Annotated in this window: 13 protein-coding genes and 1 tRNA gene; 5 read left to right on the plus strand and 9 right to left on the minus strand. The window is 35.3% G+C overall.

The window, feature by feature from the left end; translation table 11 throughout:
* Positions 1-67: 67 nt before the first annotated feature.
* Complete coding sequence (serS, locus tag AAGD70_RS05785; protein ID WP_065094738.1) at positions 68-1,345, plus strand: serine--tRNA ligase; 1,278 nt, start codon at positions 68-70, stop codon at positions 1,343-1,345.
* A gap of 34 nt (positions 1,346-1,379) precedes the next feature.
* Positions 1,380-2,651 (plus strand): phosphoribosylamine--glycine ligase, encoded by a 1,272-nt coding sequence (gene purD / locus AAGD70_RS05790; protein WP_065095346.1) that lies wholly within the window; start codon positions 1,380-1,382, stop codon positions 2,649-2,651.
* A gap of 626 nt (positions 2,652-3,277) precedes the next feature.
* Here the strand turns inward: purD and AAGD70_RS05795 are convergent.
* Complete coding sequence (locus tag AAGD70_RS05795) at positions 3,278-5,470, minus strand: hypothetical protein (RefSeq protein ID WP_341814073.1); 2,193 nt, start codon at positions 5,468-5,470, stop codon at positions 3,278-3,280.
* A 413-nt stretch (positions 5,471-5,883) separates the two neighbouring features.
* On the opposite strand from AAGD70_RS05795, the gene AAGD70_RS05800 reads away from it, so the two are divergent.
* The 3 genes from AAGD70_RS05800 (at position 5,884) to gatC (ending at position 8,323) form a co-directional block, all read left to right on the plus strand.
* On the plus strand, positions 5,884-6,750 hold the full coding sequence (locus AAGD70_RS05800; RefSeq protein ID WP_065094976.1) for an ankyrin repeat domain-containing protein: 867 nt from the start codon (positions 5,884-5,886) through the stop codon (positions 6,748-6,750).
* 303 nt (positions 6,751-7,053) lie between these two features.
* Positions 7,054-7,980: a ribose-phosphate diphosphokinase gene (locus AAGD70_RS05805; RefSeq protein ID WP_065094977.1), complete on the plus strand. Its 927-nt coding sequence runs from the start codon at positions 7,054-7,056 to the stop codon at positions 7,978-7,980.
* Complete coding sequence (gene gatC, locus AAGD70_RS05810; protein WP_065094978.1) at positions 7,970-8,323, plus strand: Asp-tRNA(Asn)/Glu-tRNA(Gln) amidotransferase subunit GatC; 354 nt, start codon at positions 7,970-7,972, stop codon at positions 8,321-8,323. The genes AAGD70_RS05805 and gatC overlap by 11 nt, the downstream gene beginning before the upstream one ends.
* 13 nt (positions 8,324-8,336) lie before the next feature.
* Here the strand turns inward: gatC and AAGD70_RS05815 are convergent, their stop codons facing one another.
* The 8 genes from AAGD70_RS05815 to AAGD70_RS05850 form a co-directional block, all read right to left on the minus strand.
* Positions 8,337-8,564 (minus strand): hypothetical protein, encoded by a 228-nt coding sequence (locus tag AAGD70_RS05815; RefSeq protein ID WP_167347040.1) that lies wholly within the window; start codon positions 8,562-8,564, stop codon positions 8,337-8,339.
* A gap of 64 nt (positions 8,565-8,628) precedes the next feature.
* On the minus strand, positions 8,629-9,891 hold the full coding sequence (locus AAGD70_RS05820) for a Tol-Pal system protein TolB (RefSeq protein WP_065094979.1): 1,263 nt from the start codon (positions 9,889-9,891) through the stop codon (positions 8,629-8,631).
* Between the two features lie 5 nt (positions 9,892-9,896).
* Complete coding sequence (locus tag AAGD70_RS05825) at positions 9,897-11,531, minus strand: ribonuclease J (protein ID WP_065094980.1); 1,635 nt, start codon at positions 11,529-11,531, stop codon at positions 9,897-9,899.
* 208 nt (positions 11,532-11,739) lie between these two features.
* Positions 11,740-12,858, minus strand: coding sequence for a molecular chaperone DnaJ (gene dnaJ, locus AAGD70_RS05830; RefSeq protein WP_065094981.1), 1,119 nt, complete (start codon positions 12,856-12,858; stop codon positions 11,740-11,742).
* A gap of 82 nt (positions 12,859-12,940) precedes the next feature.
* Positions 12,941-13,018: transfer RNA gene (locus AAGD70_RS05835), tRNA-Arg, on the minus strand.
* 63 nt (positions 13,019-13,081) lie between these two features.
* Positions 13,082-14,008, minus strand: coding sequence for a hypothetical protein (locus AAGD70_RS05840; RefSeq protein ID WP_065094982.1), 927 nt, complete (start codon positions 14,006-14,008; stop codon positions 13,082-13,084).
* A gap of 218 nt (positions 14,009-14,226) precedes the next feature.
* On the minus strand, positions 14,227-14,637 hold the full coding sequence (locus AAGD70_RS05845) for an Rpn family recombination-promoting nuclease/putative transposase (RefSeq protein WP_065094983.1): 411 nt from the start codon (positions 14,635-14,637) through the stop codon (positions 14,227-14,229).
* Positions 14,634-15,182: a group II intron maturase-specific domain-containing protein gene (locus AAGD70_RS05850; protein WP_341814074.1), complete on the minus strand. Its 549-nt coding sequence runs from the start codon at positions 15,180-15,182 to the stop codon at positions 14,634-14,636. The genes AAGD70_RS05845 and AAGD70_RS05850 overlap by 4 nt, the downstream gene beginning before the upstream one ends.
* Between the last annotated feature and the right edge of the window lie 147 nt (positions 15,183-15,329).

Below are 15,329 nucleotides of genomic sequence, written 5' to 3' on the forward strand. Positions count from 1 at the left end.
GTATGAGAAAATATTGAATATTAAGAGCTTTTAAAGTACAGTAACAATGTTAGTAATAGCACAATATATGCACGATATAGAATATATACGTAAGAACTTTGAAGAATTTGAGAAGGCAATGAAAAGCAGGGGAATTAGAGAATCTACTGCGGAAGAGATATTAGAAATTGATCACGAGAAAAGGTCATTAACCACTAAACTGCAAGATTTAAATAGGCAGCGCAATGAAATCACAGAGGAAATAAAGAAGCTGAAAATGAGCAAGAGCCCCTGTGAAGAGCAAATAAAATCATCAAAAAACATTACGAATGAAATAGAGGCAATTAGCTTAAAAGAACAAGCAGAAAAGGATAAGTTGGTGAATGTTTTATCTAACTTGCCGAATATTTCTGCGCAAGATGTGCCAATAGGCGCAAATGAGAGCTCCAACATAGAAATTAGAAAATACGGAGAAAAAAGGCAATTTGATTTTACGCCAAAGTCTCATTATGAATTGGGAGAAAAATTAAATTTGATGGACTTTGAACAAGCAGCAAGAATTTCCGGATCAAGATTTGCGATATTAAAAGGACAGTTAGCTAAGCTTGGACGAGCGCTGATAAATTTTATGCTTGAAATGCATGTTAATGAATTTGGCTATACTGAGGTATATCACCCAGCTTTAGTAAAAAACGAAGCTATGTATAACGTTGGTCAGCTACCGAAATTTTCAGATGATTCGTATTTAACTACCGACGAATTGAGGTTGATTCCCACAAGTGAAGTGTTTTTAACAAATTTGGTTGCTGATAAAATAGTAGAGGAAAAAGAACTGCCTATTCGTTTTACTGCGTATTCAGAGTGTTTTCGTAAAGAAGCAGGCAGCGCAGGGCGAGACACGAGAGGCATGATAAGGCAACACCAATTTGGTAAGGTGGAATTGGTGAGTATCACAACTGAAGACCAATCAAATGATGAACTTGAGCGCATGACGAGTATTGTTGAAGAGATATTAAAAAAACTAGAATTACCGTATAGAGTAATGCTACTCTGTAGTGGTGATATGGGTTTTGCTGCACAAAGGACTTATGACATAGAGGTATGGTTACCTGAGCAAGATAAATATAGAGAAATATCAAGCTGCTCAAATTGTGGTGCATTTCAAGCAAGAAGGATGAACGCTAAATACTCTTCAGAAACTGATAAAAAGATGAAAAAATATATTCACACTTTAAACGGCTCAGCTTTAGCTATAGGAAGAACGATTATTGCCATAATGGAGAATTATCAAAATTCTGACGGGTCGATTGCAATACCAAACGTGTTGCAAAAATACATGAGTAATGATACTGTTATAAGCAAATAATAATTTTGACATATAGAAAAGCGAGGAAATAAAGATGAAGGTTCTGGTTATAGGTTCTGGTGGGCGTGAGCACGCTCTACTTTGGGCTCTAAAAAAATCTCCTATCTTGACTGAGTTATATGTAACTCCTGGTCGCTCGGCCATGGAAAATTTGGGAGTTCTTGTGGATGTAAATATTCAAAATTCAGTGGATGTTACACAATTTTGCAAGAGAGAAAATATAGAGTTGGTTGTTATTGGTCCAGAACAACCAATAATTGATGGGCTTGCTGATGATTTAGTTGCAGAGGGAATAAATGTTTTTGCTCCAAGTCAAGCAACTGCAAAACTTGAGGGATCGAAGTCTTTCACCAAGGGACTATGTAAACGATATGGTATACCAACTGCCAAGTACGAGTGTTTTGTTGATGAAGGGTTAGCTAAAGATTTTGTACGTAGCAATAAAATAAAGTTTCCACTTGTAGTGAAAGCAAATGGAATTGCAGCAGGAAAAGGGGTGGTTATATGTAATACAGAAAGCGAAGCTTTTGCAGCAATAAATTTAATGCTAGTGGAGAAAAAATTTGGTGAATCAGGTGAAGAAATAATCATAGAAGAGTTTTTAATTGGAGAAGAAGTAAGTTTTTTTGCTCTTATTGATGGGTTGAAAGTAGTAACTCTTGGGTGTGCAAAAGATTATAAGAGAGTTGATGAAAGTAATGAAAGCCAAAATACTGGAGGTATGGGGTCGTACTCATCACCTTCAATTATAAGTAAGGACATGGAGCAAAAAATTATCCAAAAAATAATATACCCTACAGCTCAAGCATTGGTTAACATGGGTACGCCTTATAAAGGAGTACTCTTTGCTGGTTTAATGATTTGCAAAGATAGCCCAAAACTTCTCGAGTATAACGTTAGATTCGGTGATCCAGAAACGCAATCTATATTACCTAGATTTGATTCAAATTGCGATTTGTTAAAATTGATGTTGTCAGTTGCAGAAGGAAAGTTAAATGTCAAAATGGTGGAACTTAACAACAAATCTACAGTTTGTGTAGTTGTTGCAAGTAAAGGCTATCCGGGTGATTATCAAAAGGGAGAAGTAATTAAAGGATTAGATAAGATTGAAAGCATTCCTGGTGTGTTGGTGTTTCATGCTGGTACTAAATTGGATGAAAGTGGTAACTTAGTTTCCGATGGCGGAAGAGTGCTAAATATAGTAGCAGAAGGGAGCACTATAGAGGAAGCCAAAAGTAAGGTGTACTCAGCATTAAATTTTTTAGAATGGCCAGGGGGCTTCTTCAGATACGATATCGGTAGTTAATGTTAAGCAGGTAGCCCACAGAAACGAAAAACTTCCTTGACAAACTCCGCCAGCCCCCTTATCATGAAACTGAAGCTATTGCATTTGCTTTCGCCAATCTGCAGATTAAAAGGTAAGGATTACTTAATGTATCGGCGTCTTATGTTCAATTTTTTGCAGTATATAGATACTGTATGTCTTTACAAAACTTCATCTACATCTAGATTTTTATCTAAATAAGCTGAACGCGCTTATAAAGCGTTACAAGACATCAAAAGATGCCAATACTCGACAGAGATAGTAAAAGACTAGCTAACTCGGGGATTCTTTGTCTTTTTTTCTGCTTAGTAAACTTCTTAAACATTTGCAGCGTAAGTTAGTTGCAATTAAAAGCAGCTAAATCTTGCTTGTCAAGCGTTTAAAACATAAAAAACGCCAATATTTTAAAGCAGATAATAACCCCAGGGCTTCTTTTGCCTTTTTTTTTATTTGGTAAATTTCTTAAATATTTATGGCTAAACGACAATCGTCATCCCGCTACTTGTTAGCGGGATCTAGAGATACCGAGGCGGTATGACGTAGGGAAACCTTTCTTGGGTTAGCTATAAAACTAATCAGCATCTTGTTTAGCACATATAAATTAAGTTTCACAAATATAGTGCTGAACCTTGAAAATATGTTATAGCTACTTCTTCCAATTTAGTGGTGGGTTTTGACAGTACACATGTTATTTTACTAGCTACCAACTCAAGTGTCACAGAAGTTGCAATCACTGCATTTATATTCTGTACTTTAACATTTACTCTACTTTCTATTAGAGGCTTTACCCCCCCTACATCATTACGTACAGCAGTATGATTTATTTCATTTTCAATTCCACTACTATGCTGCAACAAGATATCCCCATTAACTTTTATTTCAACATTTTTGTCACTACTACCATTGTTAAAATTTAATCCCTCATCTCTTCTACTTTGTCTTTTTTCTTTTAATTTTAATTCAGTTTCTCTTTCATCAAGTACGGAAACGATAGGAAATGGGATGTGAGTTTTTTCCTGACCATCTTGATTGATAGCTCTTGTTGTATTAAAAGCTTCGTTGCTTTTACATGATATTGTATAAGTAAGTGGTGTGTAGATTTTTTCTTCACTATCTGGATATTTTATAGTTATTGTTGCATTAAGAATGTCTTTCAGAATATCGTTTTCTCTAGCTATGTCTAAAATTTCTTGAATAACTTTGCGATCATGTAATGCGGCAAGTAACTTATCAGTTACTTTTTGATTATTTTTATGTTTTATGGTTATTGTTGTGTTAAGAATGTCTTTCAGAATACCGTTTTCTTTAGCTACTCTTAACATTTTCTCAACAGCTATACTATCTTTACGTAGTATAGCATAAGCAAGTGGTGTGCAAGTTTCTTCCTGACCATCTGGATATTTTATAGTTGTTGTTGCGTCAAGAATGTCTTTCAGAATACCGTTTTCTTTAGCTACTCTTAACATTTTCTCAACAGCTATACTATCTTTACGTAGTATAGCATAAGTAAGCGGTGCGCAAGTTTCTTCATGACCATCTGGACATTTTATAGTTGTTGTTGCATCAAGAATATCTTTCAGAATACCGTTTTCTTTAGAGATTTTTAAAATTTCTTCAATAGTTTTGCTATTTTTACATGATATAGCGTAAGTAAGCGGTGTGTAAATTTCTTTCTGACCATCTAGATATTTTATAGTTGTTGTTGCGTCAAGAATGTCTTTCAGAATATCGTTTTCTTTAGAGACTTTTAAAATTTCTTCAATAGTTTTGCTATTTTTACATGATATGGCGTAAGTAAGCGGTGTGTAAATTTCTTCTTGACCATCTAGATATTTTATAGTTGTTGTTGCGTCAAGAATATCTTTCAGAATACTGTTCTCTTCAGCTGCTACTAGAATTTCTTTAATAATTTTGCCACCCTCCCAGAACATAGCATGAGCAAGTGGTGTGTAAGTCACTTCCCGGCTATCTAAATGTTTTATAGTTATTGTTGTGTCAAGAATATCTCTCAGAATACCGTTTTCTTTAGCTACTCTTAACACTTTCTCAACAGCTATACTATCTCTACGTAGTATAACATAAGCAAGTAGTGTGTAAGTCACTTCCCGGTCTAGATATTTCATGGTGGTTGTTGTGTTAAGAATATCTTTCAGAATACTGTTCTCTTCAGCTGCTACTAGAATTTCTTTAATAGCTTTGCTATCCTTCCAGAACATAGCATAAGCAAGTGGCGCGTAAGTCACTTCCTTGTTATCTGGATATCTTATAGTTGCTGTTGTGTTAAGAATATCTTTCAGAATACCGTTCTCCTTAGAGACTTTTAAAATTTCTTTAATAGCTATACTATCTCCACGTAGTATAGCATAATCAAGTGGTGTAACAGTTGCTCTCCGACCATCTGGATATTTTATAGTTGTTGTTGCGTTAAGAATATCTTTCAGAATACCGTTTTCTTTAGAGACTTTTAAAGTTTCTTCAATAGTTTTGCTATTTTTACATAATATGGCATAAGTAAGTGGTGTGCAAGTTTCTTCCTGACCACCTGGATATTTTATAGTTGTTGTTGCGTCAAGAATGTCTTTCAGAATACCGTTTTCTTTAGCTACTCTTAACATTTTCTCAACAGCTATACTATCTTTACGTAGTATAGCATAAGCAAGTGATATAATAGTTGGTTCTTTACCCCGATGTTTGCTTACTTCCGTAGTAGGAATCCTTTGTTTTTCCTTCTCTTTCGATTTCGAATTGTTTACCTGATGAGTCATTTTTTTTCTCCAGGTCTTTCTTATTAAACTAAGCATAACATTTCCTCTCTTCGTGGTTATAATATTTGCTTTTATGAATCAGTTGTGTTGATAATGTATTAATTGCATAGTTCAGACATTGTTTTATAAAGCAAAATTTTAGTAGACCACCTTACAAGAACGTTTCTTGCTAATTCTGAATCCGAAAAAAGGACGCAGTAAAGTCATTTGTAAGGGAAGAATGAAACTTGTAGCTATAGCTAAACTGACTTACGATAATTTGAAAAACCGTCATCCCGCTACTTGTTAGCGGGATCTAGAGATACTGCGGCGGTATGACGGTTCGCAGTGGTATGACGGTTCGCGGCGGGATGACGATAAGCTCGTCATCCCGCTACATTAATATTGTATTAATAAAAACTTAATAATAATCCTTAATAATATATGAACTAACATGTTCGCAATTTCGTATGACAGAGGAAACAAAAGATGGATATGCTTCCTTATACGTTGCAATTCAGGAAGGTAATATTGAAGCTGCAGAACTACTAATAAAGTGTGGTACAAACGTCAATGATCATTATGAACGCAATCGTACGCCACTGCATATTGCCATCGGACGCAAACAATTAGAAATAGCAAAATTGCTGATAAAAAATGGAGCAAACGTTAATGCAAAAACTCAAAATCATGGTAAAGATGATCTAACACCAATGCACTTTGCAGTTTTTGCAAATACGCCAGAATTTATAGAATTACTAGCTAGCCATGGTGCATTGATTAATGAAAGAGAAAGTACCGAAGGGTATACTCCTCTTCACTTTGCTGCTTTGTATGGGAATAAAAATATAATACAAACCTTAATTGATAAGGGGCAAGATATTGAAGATGTGGACAATAATGGGCGAACAGCTCTGTTTTTAGCTGCTAGGCAGTGCACTGAAGCAGAAGATGATAGCAGAATAGAAATTATCAAGTATTTGATAGACAAGATCAAAGCAGATGTAACAAAGAAAGACAATAATAACAATGCAGTACTCTTTCCTGCCGCTAATAATTGCCCTGGAAAAGTGGTAGAATTCATCATTGAGCAATATATAAAAATCTTTGAGTTAGAGAATTTTATCAACCACAAAAATAATGATGGAATGGATGCTTTGGATATTGCGCTGAATAGTGGAAACGAGAAAGCTATTGAAGTATTAAGATCATATGGAGCAGATATCAAGAATAAGGTAGATGGTAGCATTCAAAAAATTACTGCAGAAAAACCAAGTAGTACCCTAGACAGAGCAGAAAGTGCAGAGGTAGCACCTCCAATTAAGCAAAGAGTATAAAGCTTTTTATAAAGCGATTATAAATTTCAGTAAGTTGCAGAGGCTCTACAATGGGAAGTGTAGTATGTTAGCAGATACAAATGACTAGATAAATTATATTTCATTAAAGTCATTTATCTTGAAACATAAGCAGGATTTTGTATAGTTGTTTCAATTTGGGTCTGTATATTGAAACAACGCGTGAAAATGACAGGTCATTGTACAAGAGGTACCTAATTCACCGACAAGAATGCTAGATAAAGACACTTACATTTCAATTATTTCACAATTTCTGTATAATCTTAAAAACTCAATTAGTGCGTTATGAAAATAATAATAGGTAATGCTAGTAAGGAATTAGGGGAATCAGTAGTTAACCGGCTAGATGTTCAACCATCCTCTGCTTGGATATCAAAGTTTACCGATGGTGAGGTAAATGTAGAAGTAGCAAATGATCTGTATAATCAAGAAGTATATATAATACAATCTCTTTCTCCCCCTGTGAATGATAATCTTATGGAGCTTCTGCTTATAATTGATGCAGTAAATAGATTAGGAGCCAAAAGGATAGTAGTAATTATCCCTTATTATGGATATAGCAGGCAAGATAGAATTATCAAGAACAATAATGTGCAGTCTGCTTTAAGTGCCAAATTAGTTGCAAATCTTATTCAAACTGCAGGTGCAAGTAGTGTTGCAGTTATTGATTTGCACTCAAGTCAAATTGAAGGATTCTTTGATGTACCGATAACTAATTTGAACTGCTTTGAAGCATTTGTTGACTCTATACACACAGAAAATTTGGCAATTGTTGCACCTGATGTTGGAGCAATTGGCAGAGCACGTGCTTTTGCAAAGGCTTTAGAGGAAAAGTACAAGATAGGGTTAAGTGATAAGATTATTGTAGTAGATAAATATAGGGAGAGAGCAGGCACATCTCAAGTAATGAACATAATAGGAGAAGTTGCGAATAAAAATTGTGTCATTGTTGATGATATAGTTGACTCTGGTGGAACATTGTGTAATGCAGCTCTTGCTTTAAAAGGCCACGGAGCAAAGTCCGTAATTTCATGCATCACACATGGCGTGCTTTCAGGAAGTGCAGTTGAGAAAATCTCTTCCTCTTCTTTAGATAAATTAGTGATTACGGATACCATACTTCACAAACTTGAAAAAACTGGTAAAATAGAAGTTGTTTCGGTCGTAGATATTTTAACTCACTTTATCCAAGGAGGTAAAGATGCCAGCTAAGTCAACAGAAGACGTTATTACTTCACTAATAGAATTTGCAAATAAGAGAAAAATAACAATTACCAAAGAAGAAATGCTTAAAATTGCACAGCTTGTAAGGATTAAGTTATCAAATGACGAGATTGATCACTACTCCAAAGAACTGACAATGCTGGATTGGATACATGATACTTTATTGCAAGTTAATACTGAAGGTGTTTCTCCTATGCGTTATGGCAGCATAGACAAGGACATTCATGTACGCGATGATGTTATAAATTCTCAAAACATTAAAGAAGAGATATTGTCCAATACAAAACCTGAGCATGGGTATTTCGTAGTGCCAAAGGTTATAAATGATTAAGGTAAAATAAGGCTCATATCAAACCTATAATGGATCGTATCTGTTCAGCAGAGTGGCAAAATAAGGTAGACGAGAAAAGACAACTATAGGAACAAATGGGTGTCATTCCAGTGCTTGACACTGGCATCCAGTCCTTTTGCACAGTTCCATCAAAAACGTTGTAAAGCGCTTTCGTGTTTACCAACTTAGTGCCCAATCTGGATCCCAGTGTCAAGCACTGGGATGACAAGAAAGGGAGCACTGGAATTTTTGTTTCAGTATTTGTACATTAGCCATGCATCTGAACAGATACAATAAATCTACTTTCAAAAATAAGACCAATCCGGTAAAGAAGCATTTGTGGGAGTGGAAACCATTTTTTGATTTTTCTTTACTAAGTCTACTAAATATAGTTTAGAGTTGCTTGGTGATTCTGTTCTTGTAAAAATGATTTCTCTACCATTTGGTAACCATGCCGGGGATTCAATTTTATGCCCCTCTGAAAGCAGACGTTCTTCTTTGCCATCTGGCTTCATAACTCCTATGTAAAATTTTCCTGACTGAATCTTTGTAAAAGCTATTAGATCTCCTTTTGGCGACCAAACAGGCGTAGCATATCTTCCACTTCCAAAACTAATTCTTTTAGGTTTTTTACTTTTGTTAGTAAAATCGATAACGTACAGTTGCTGACTCCCACTTATATCAGAACTAAAAGCCATATACTTTTGATCTGGAGAAAAAGAGGGAGAAGTGCTTATAGCTGAACCTTTAGTAATTTTTTTTGTTCGTTTACTACTTAAATCCAAAGATAATATATTCGTTTCACCACCCAATGAGTGGGAAATTAAAAGAGATTTACCATCGGGAGAAAATCTTGGTGCAGAAACAACTCCTTCAAATGCGCTGATTATTGATTCAGTGTTATCTTTTAAATTTTTTAATATTATATAACTTTTACCATTTGCGTACGAGATATAAACAATACCCTTTCCATTTGGTGAGAATCTCGGTGTTGACACAAATCTATCGCCATTTGTTAAGTATTTTATATTACTTCCATCTTGATTCATCACAACAATTTTACGCACAGATTTGTAGTTGCTATCTTTTTCTTCAGCGATATACGTGATTTTTGTGTTGAAGTGCCCTTTCTCACCAATTAATCTATCATGTATCACATCCGAAACGAGGTGACCAATTTTTCTCCAGTCTTTTGCTGGAAAAACAACTGACTGAGTAAGTAATTCTCTTTTTGTAAAAGTGTCAAATAAACGAAATGATAGCTCTAATGCACTACCAGATATTTCGCTTAAACTTACTGTGACTACAGTATCGCTTTTCCAAGATTTAGATTCAGCTTCCGCGCCACGTTTTACATTAAATAAGCCACAATTAGATAAATTTGTTCCTATTACCTTTGCAATATTTTCGCTTAATTCGCTTTCCAACGCTGTTTTACATGTACATTTAGATACAACAAGACCAATGTTACCAACACTGCTTTTTTTTATATCAACATATAAAGCAGCTTTTGTAAAATAAGGAATAAATAACGAAATAAATAACACCAGATGAACGAATAGCTTCATTCATTTCATACCTGTTCTATCTGAACCTCAATTATAGGTCTTTTTAGTAAATATTCCTTTAAGATACTCAATATTGAACTTTCAATCTTATTTTTAATTTTTTTTGTTGGCTGCAAACTAAACAACGACTCAACTTTCTTGACAATTTTCTGTATGGTAGCTGCATCTTCTAGCACTTCAAAAACACCAGGTACAAATACTTTTGGTTTAGCAAGCAATTTATTTTTCTTGTTTACAACTGCTGTTACCACAATAACTCCGGCATCTCTCATTCTTTTACGCATTTTTATAACACTGCTCTCCGGATGACGTAGCAACATACCATCAATACCAAAGTAGTCAACATCAATTGAATCAACCTTTTCTCCGTTCTCCAAATTAACAATATCACCTGGTGCAATCATTATTGCTTTTGCCACACCGCACTCTTTAGCAAATTTTACATGTGCATGCGTGTGAATATATTCGCCGTGAACTGGAATAGACATCTTCGGTTTTATTAAAGAATACATTTCCTTTAGCTCTTCTCTTGTTGGATGCCCAGAAGCATGAACATGCTCTGTTTTTTCAGTAATAACTTCTACCCCCATCTCAATAAAGGCATTGAGCATATTGTGCGCACGAGTTTCATTTCCAGGAATGATTTTTGACGAAAAGATCATGGTATCACCTTGCTGCATTTTAAATGCTTGATGACTCTTAGCAGCAAGTCTTGCGGTAGCTGCCAGTGGCTCACCTTGACAACCTGTGCAAAGTAGCACCAGTTCTTCCCTTGGAAAATTTACTGCTTCCTTTGCTTCAAGAAACTGAGGAGAATCAGTTAAATAACCACTATCTTGCACAACTTTCACTATTCTCCATAAAGATCTACCAAGTAAAACTACTTTTCTATTTAGTGCTTTTGCAGCTTGGCTTATCGTTTCAATTCGTGCCACATTTGAAGCAAATAGCGAAACAGCAACTAATTTTTTAGACCGCTTTATTATGTTATAAATATTATTATAAATTTCACCTTCTGACTCAGGGTGATGCTTGCTTAATATATTGGTTGAATCGCAAATTGCTGCAAGCAGGTCACCTTTATCGCCAATTTCTTTTAGACGCTCCATATTAGAAGTTAATCCAACAACAGGTTTTGGATCAAATTTCCAGTCTCCGGTATGGAGTGCACTACCCATTTCAGTGCTAATTAATATTGAATTTGCCTCAGGAATTGAATGAGTTACATTTATAAACTCGACGGTAAAAGGACCCAAATTTATGCTGCCATTTATGTCTACCTCTTTCACAGGCACTATACCTTCCAATCGAAATTCTTTTAGTTTCTCTTTAAGAAAATTAACCGTAAACTTTGTTGTATATATGGAGCACTGCAACTCTTCCCACAAGTGGGGCACTGCACCGCAGTGGTCCTCATGTGCATGTGTAATTATTATTCCAAGTAAATCTTTTTTTCTTTGAGCAATAAAATCTATATCAGCAATAAGCAGCTCAACACCTGGCATAGTTTCATCTGCAAAACCAACACCAAGGTCGATCATAATCCACTTACCTTGGTAATGATATAGGCTAACATTCATCCCGATTCTTCCTACTCCCCCAAGCGGAAGAAATAAAAACTCATTTTTGTTTATATTCATTAAATTTAAATTATTAAAACCTGAGAATAGCAAAACTTCGACCTTAAATAAAGAAATTTATTGCTTTTACATAGTTTTAAGGAACTAAGAAGTTTCTGTTGGCTAATAATAACACTATTGTTAAGTTTTCCATTAATAAGGTCAAAGAATTGCAGGATTAAATGAAAACCCGTAAACAGTTACCCCTTTATGTCATTTAGCAGATTTCTTATTTTTTTTTTACTTTACTAAAAAACCCTTCAGGTTGCTGTTGTACACTTGCATTTTCCTCTTCTTCAAGCGCTTTTAATAGTTCAATTTGCTTTTTAGTTAAATTTTTTGGATTTAAAGTCTCAACTATTACCTGTACGTATAAATCACCACGAGCATGTGAGTTCATATATGGCATACCCTTTTCCCTACAACGTAGTTTGGTACCAGTTTGAGTGCCTTCAGGGACCTTTACTTTTATTTTAGCTCCATCAATTGATTGAATATCGATTTCACCACCAAGCACTGCTAGTGTCATTCTTATAGGCACTTTACAGTGTAAATCTGCTTTATTTCTAGCAAAGATTTTATGAAAAATTATTTTCACGTATACGTATAAATCTCCACTTTTTCCACCTTTTGTTCCAGCTTCTCCTTTACCACTTATCCTTACCTTAGCTCCTTCTTCTATGCCTTTTGGAATTGAAACGGATATATTTACTTCATCTCTTCTACGTCCACTTCCACCACATTTCTTACATTTGTTTTGTATTATTTCTCCTTCCCCATAGCATGTAGTACATGTTCTTTCGATGGTAAAAAAGCCTTGTTGAGTTCTAATCCTACCGCTTCCCTGGCATGTGTGGCACTGAACTGGTTTAATTGCTCCTTCGCCACCTGTGCCTTGGCATGTATCACATTTTACATTTGTCACATAATGTATAGGCGCTTGTATTCCTTTAAATGCATCTTCTAAGGTAATTTCAAGATCATAACGTAGGTCTGCTCCAGATACTCCTGTTGTACTTCTTTTTGCTCTCGATCTACTTGCACCACCACCGAATCCTCCACCAAAGAAGTCATTGAATATGTCGCTAAAATCTCCTGCAGAGCTAAAGCCTTGAAATCCACCAGAAGCACCTTCGTGGCCATAACGGTCATAGCCTGCCCTTTTCTCAGAGTCAGATAGAACTTCATATGCAGCTGTTACTTCTTTAAATTTTTCCTCTGCTTCTTGATTGCCAGGATTTCTATCAGGATGATATTTTAACGCTAATTTTTTATACGCTTTTTTTATCTCATCAATACTGGCATTTCTGCCTACTTCCAGTAGCTCATAGTAGTCTTTTTTGCTCATATATAATAGTTTAGTGCTTAACCTTTAAAGATAGGTATTGCATATATTAATTTCAAGTGTGACTTCTGCTTCCTATAAAATGTGGTGCACCCTGAGCGACTTGAACGCCCGACCTTTTGATCCGTAGTCAAATGCTCTAATCCAACTGAGCTAAGGGTGCTTTCATAAAGTTAACTTTAGCAGATTTTGTGGCTTGATTCAATTAATTTGGCTAAAAATAAAACTATTTATTTCTATCATACGTGAACCCCTCACAATTCTCAAACTGCCGTTTCGCATTAGAATTATCAAATTCACTACAAGGAGGAGCAGTTGGAGTAGTATTAGGATCTTGAGAAAAGTAAGGAGGTGGTGCATCATAACGAGAAGAATCTCCATAACCATGCCCTTGTCTAAGACAGCTATCTACCGCTCCTTTAGCTTTCTCGATATTTTCTGATTCTTCCTCATGCTTCATATGAAAAGCTAAACCACCAGCAAAACACACAAGAGAATTAATACCAAGAATGACTAAACCCCACACTGGTAAGACTGGGTAAACAGCACAAGCTACCAAAGCTGCCAAAGAAACAGCGCCAACCGCAAATTCTATATTTCTGAACGTTTTAAGTTTATTATCAAGATAATCTATTTTTTCTTCTTTTCTAGCCGCTTTTTTGCTGCTGTTGTACCAAAAGCACATACCAGCATGGAAAGCAACACACACAACTGCAGCTACCATACCTAAAGCTAATAACTTTCTATTGTCTTCTGAGTCTTTTTTCTTATCTTCTCTGCTTTGATGGCTACCACTACTGAAACCAGGGTTATTTATAACTGTAGTATGACCACCAAACAGGCTGCGAAGTAGTAAATAATCCCAAAAATCTAAACCTCTATCATTGTATACATGTATATGTGTAGTCTGAGGGCCTGTAGGTTGTGCGTTATTCCCTGCGTTATATTGATCATTTCTGCTTCCTGTATCGTGCCTATTGCTTGAATTTGGATGTGTAAATTTTTCATACGCATTTTTAAAATTCTCCTCACTCCAATTTGTGGTATTTTGCGTATTACAAAATTGTAAAAACTCTTTAACATCACTGTTACTACCAGATTTCTTTATATAGGCTAACGCATACCTTTTTAAAACACTATCACTTGCTACCATAAATACCCTCTTAAGTTAAGATTAAATTAATAAATACTTACTTATTATAACAAGATAACATCTACTTGTCAACTTGAGCCTGATTCAAGTATCCGTTCAGAGTGTGGCAGAAGAACTTATTCAAATAAAGTAGGTGGTAAAATATAAACATTTTATAAAGTGAAAAATGGACTTTTCAGACCACTGCCGAGCTAAAAAAGCCCTGAAAACCGTGATACTTAGGCCACTTCTTGCTTAAGCTGTACAATTTCAGCTTGAGAAAGGCCAGTGGATTCAGCTATTAAATTAACAGATACACCAGCTTTAAGTAAATTTTTTGCAACTTCGATTTTTCCTTTCTCTATACCTTCCTCAAGTCTGTATTCAAGAATGGCTTCTTCCTTACGTAGATCCATTATTCTTTCTTCATATGCTACTAAATCTTTTTCATTCCAGCTAAACCTGTCTAATTCATCGTAGGCTAACTTTATTATTGGTGCTTTTTCTGCTATTTTCCTTAAGTCTTCTTCCGTAGTTTCATCTGCATATTGTTGTCTAAGTGAAGAAGGTCGCCCCTCCTCACTCGACTTCAAAACCGTACGTGAGACTTTGCGCCTCATACGGCTTCTCTCCAATTTGGTGCTTTTCATGCACACCTCCTGTGTAATTCATCGTGACAATGTCCATGTAACAAAGATAAGTTTTTGATCATATTGTTTCGTCTATTCCGGTCTTTGTGATGTATTTCTATTGTATCATCACTTTTAAACCATAGTCTACAATTATCACATTTACTTTGTTGTAACTTCAATAGTTTTATTACTCTTAATGGCTTATCTGGTATTTTTCTCAGACGTTTACCCCAATATACCCAATCACCATCATATGGAGATCTGGTTTTTTGCACTTTGATATGTCGTTTAATAACATGATCGCTGTATATAATAAGATGTATCTTGTTACTTGTCATAAAACGCCAGTTATCGTTATTATACTTTTTAAAGTATTTTCTTTTTATCCAGCATTTCCCTTTATTTGGGTGCCTAAAGACTGCCCACTTCCAGAGCTTTCTATGTATAGTATTATCCAATGAGCTAAAGATTTTACATGAAACTACCGAAGAGTAATATTGACTCCATCCTCTGTTTATTGGATTGAGATTCCTTATTATTACTTCCTGTGGCGCCCCACGCATTTCTCTAAGTTTATGTTTAATAGCAAATGTATGCTGCTTTATAGAATTACGACTTGGTTTTATTAATAATGTGTAACCTTTTTTACTTTCTTTTATTGAATATTGTCTTAGAGGTTGTCCGGAAACAAGTAAAAGGCTATAATATCT

Source organism: Wolbachia endosymbiont (group A) of Nomada flava (genome assembly GCF_964027055.1).
GTDB lineage: Bacteria > Pseudomonadota > Alphaproteobacteria > Rickettsiales > Anaplasmataceae > Wolbachia > Wolbachia pipientis.

Excerpts from the sequence above, each read along its gene's own strand:
- serS (WP_065094738.1), top strand. The coding sequence starts at position 68 with ATGCACGATATAGAATATATACGTAAGAACTTTGAAGAATTTGAGAAG.
- purD (WP_065095346.1), top strand. The coding sequence starts at position 1,380 with ATGAAGGTTCTGGTTATAGGTTCTGGTGGGCGTGAGCACGCTCTACTT.
- AAGD70_RS05795 (WP_341814073.1), bottom strand. The coding sequence starts at position 5,470 with ATGCTTAGTTTAATAAGAAAGACCTGGAGAAAAAAAATGACTCATCAG.
- AAGD70_RS05800 (WP_065094976.1), top strand. The coding sequence starts at position 5,884 with ATGACAGAGGAAACAAAAGATGGATATGCTTCCTTATACGTTGCAATT.
- AAGD70_RS05805 (WP_065094977.1), top strand. The coding sequence starts at position 7,054 with ATGAAAATAATAATAGGTAATGCTAGTAAGGAATTAGGGGAATCAGTA.
- gatC (WP_065094978.1), top strand. The coding sequence starts at position 7,970 with ATGCCAGCTAAGTCAACAGAAGACGTTATTACTTCACTAATAGAATTT.
- AAGD70_RS05820 (WP_065094979.1), bottom strand. The coding sequence starts at position 9,891 with ATGAAGCTATTCGTTCATCTGGTGTTATTTATTTCGTTATTTATTCCT.
- AAGD70_RS05825 (WP_065094980.1), bottom strand. The coding sequence starts at position 11,531 with ATGAATATAAACAAAAATGAGTTTTTATTTCTTCCGCTTGGGGGAGTA.
- dnaJ (WP_065094981.1), bottom strand. The coding sequence starts at position 12,858 with ATGAGCAAAAAAGACTACTATGAGCTACTGGAAGTAGGCAGAAATGCC.
- AAGD70_RS05840 (WP_065094982.1), bottom strand. The coding sequence starts at position 14,008 with ATGGTAGCAAGTGATAGTGTTTTAAAAAGGTATGCGTTAGCCTATATA.
- AAGD70_RS05845 (WP_065094983.1), bottom strand. The coding sequence starts at position 14,637 with ATGAAAAGCACCAAATTGGAGAGAAGCCGTATGAGGCGCAAAGTCTCA.
- AAGD70_RS05850 (WP_341814074.1), bottom strand. The coding sequence starts at position 15,182 with ATGCGTGGGGCGCCACAGGAAGTAATAATAAGGAATCTCAATCCAATA.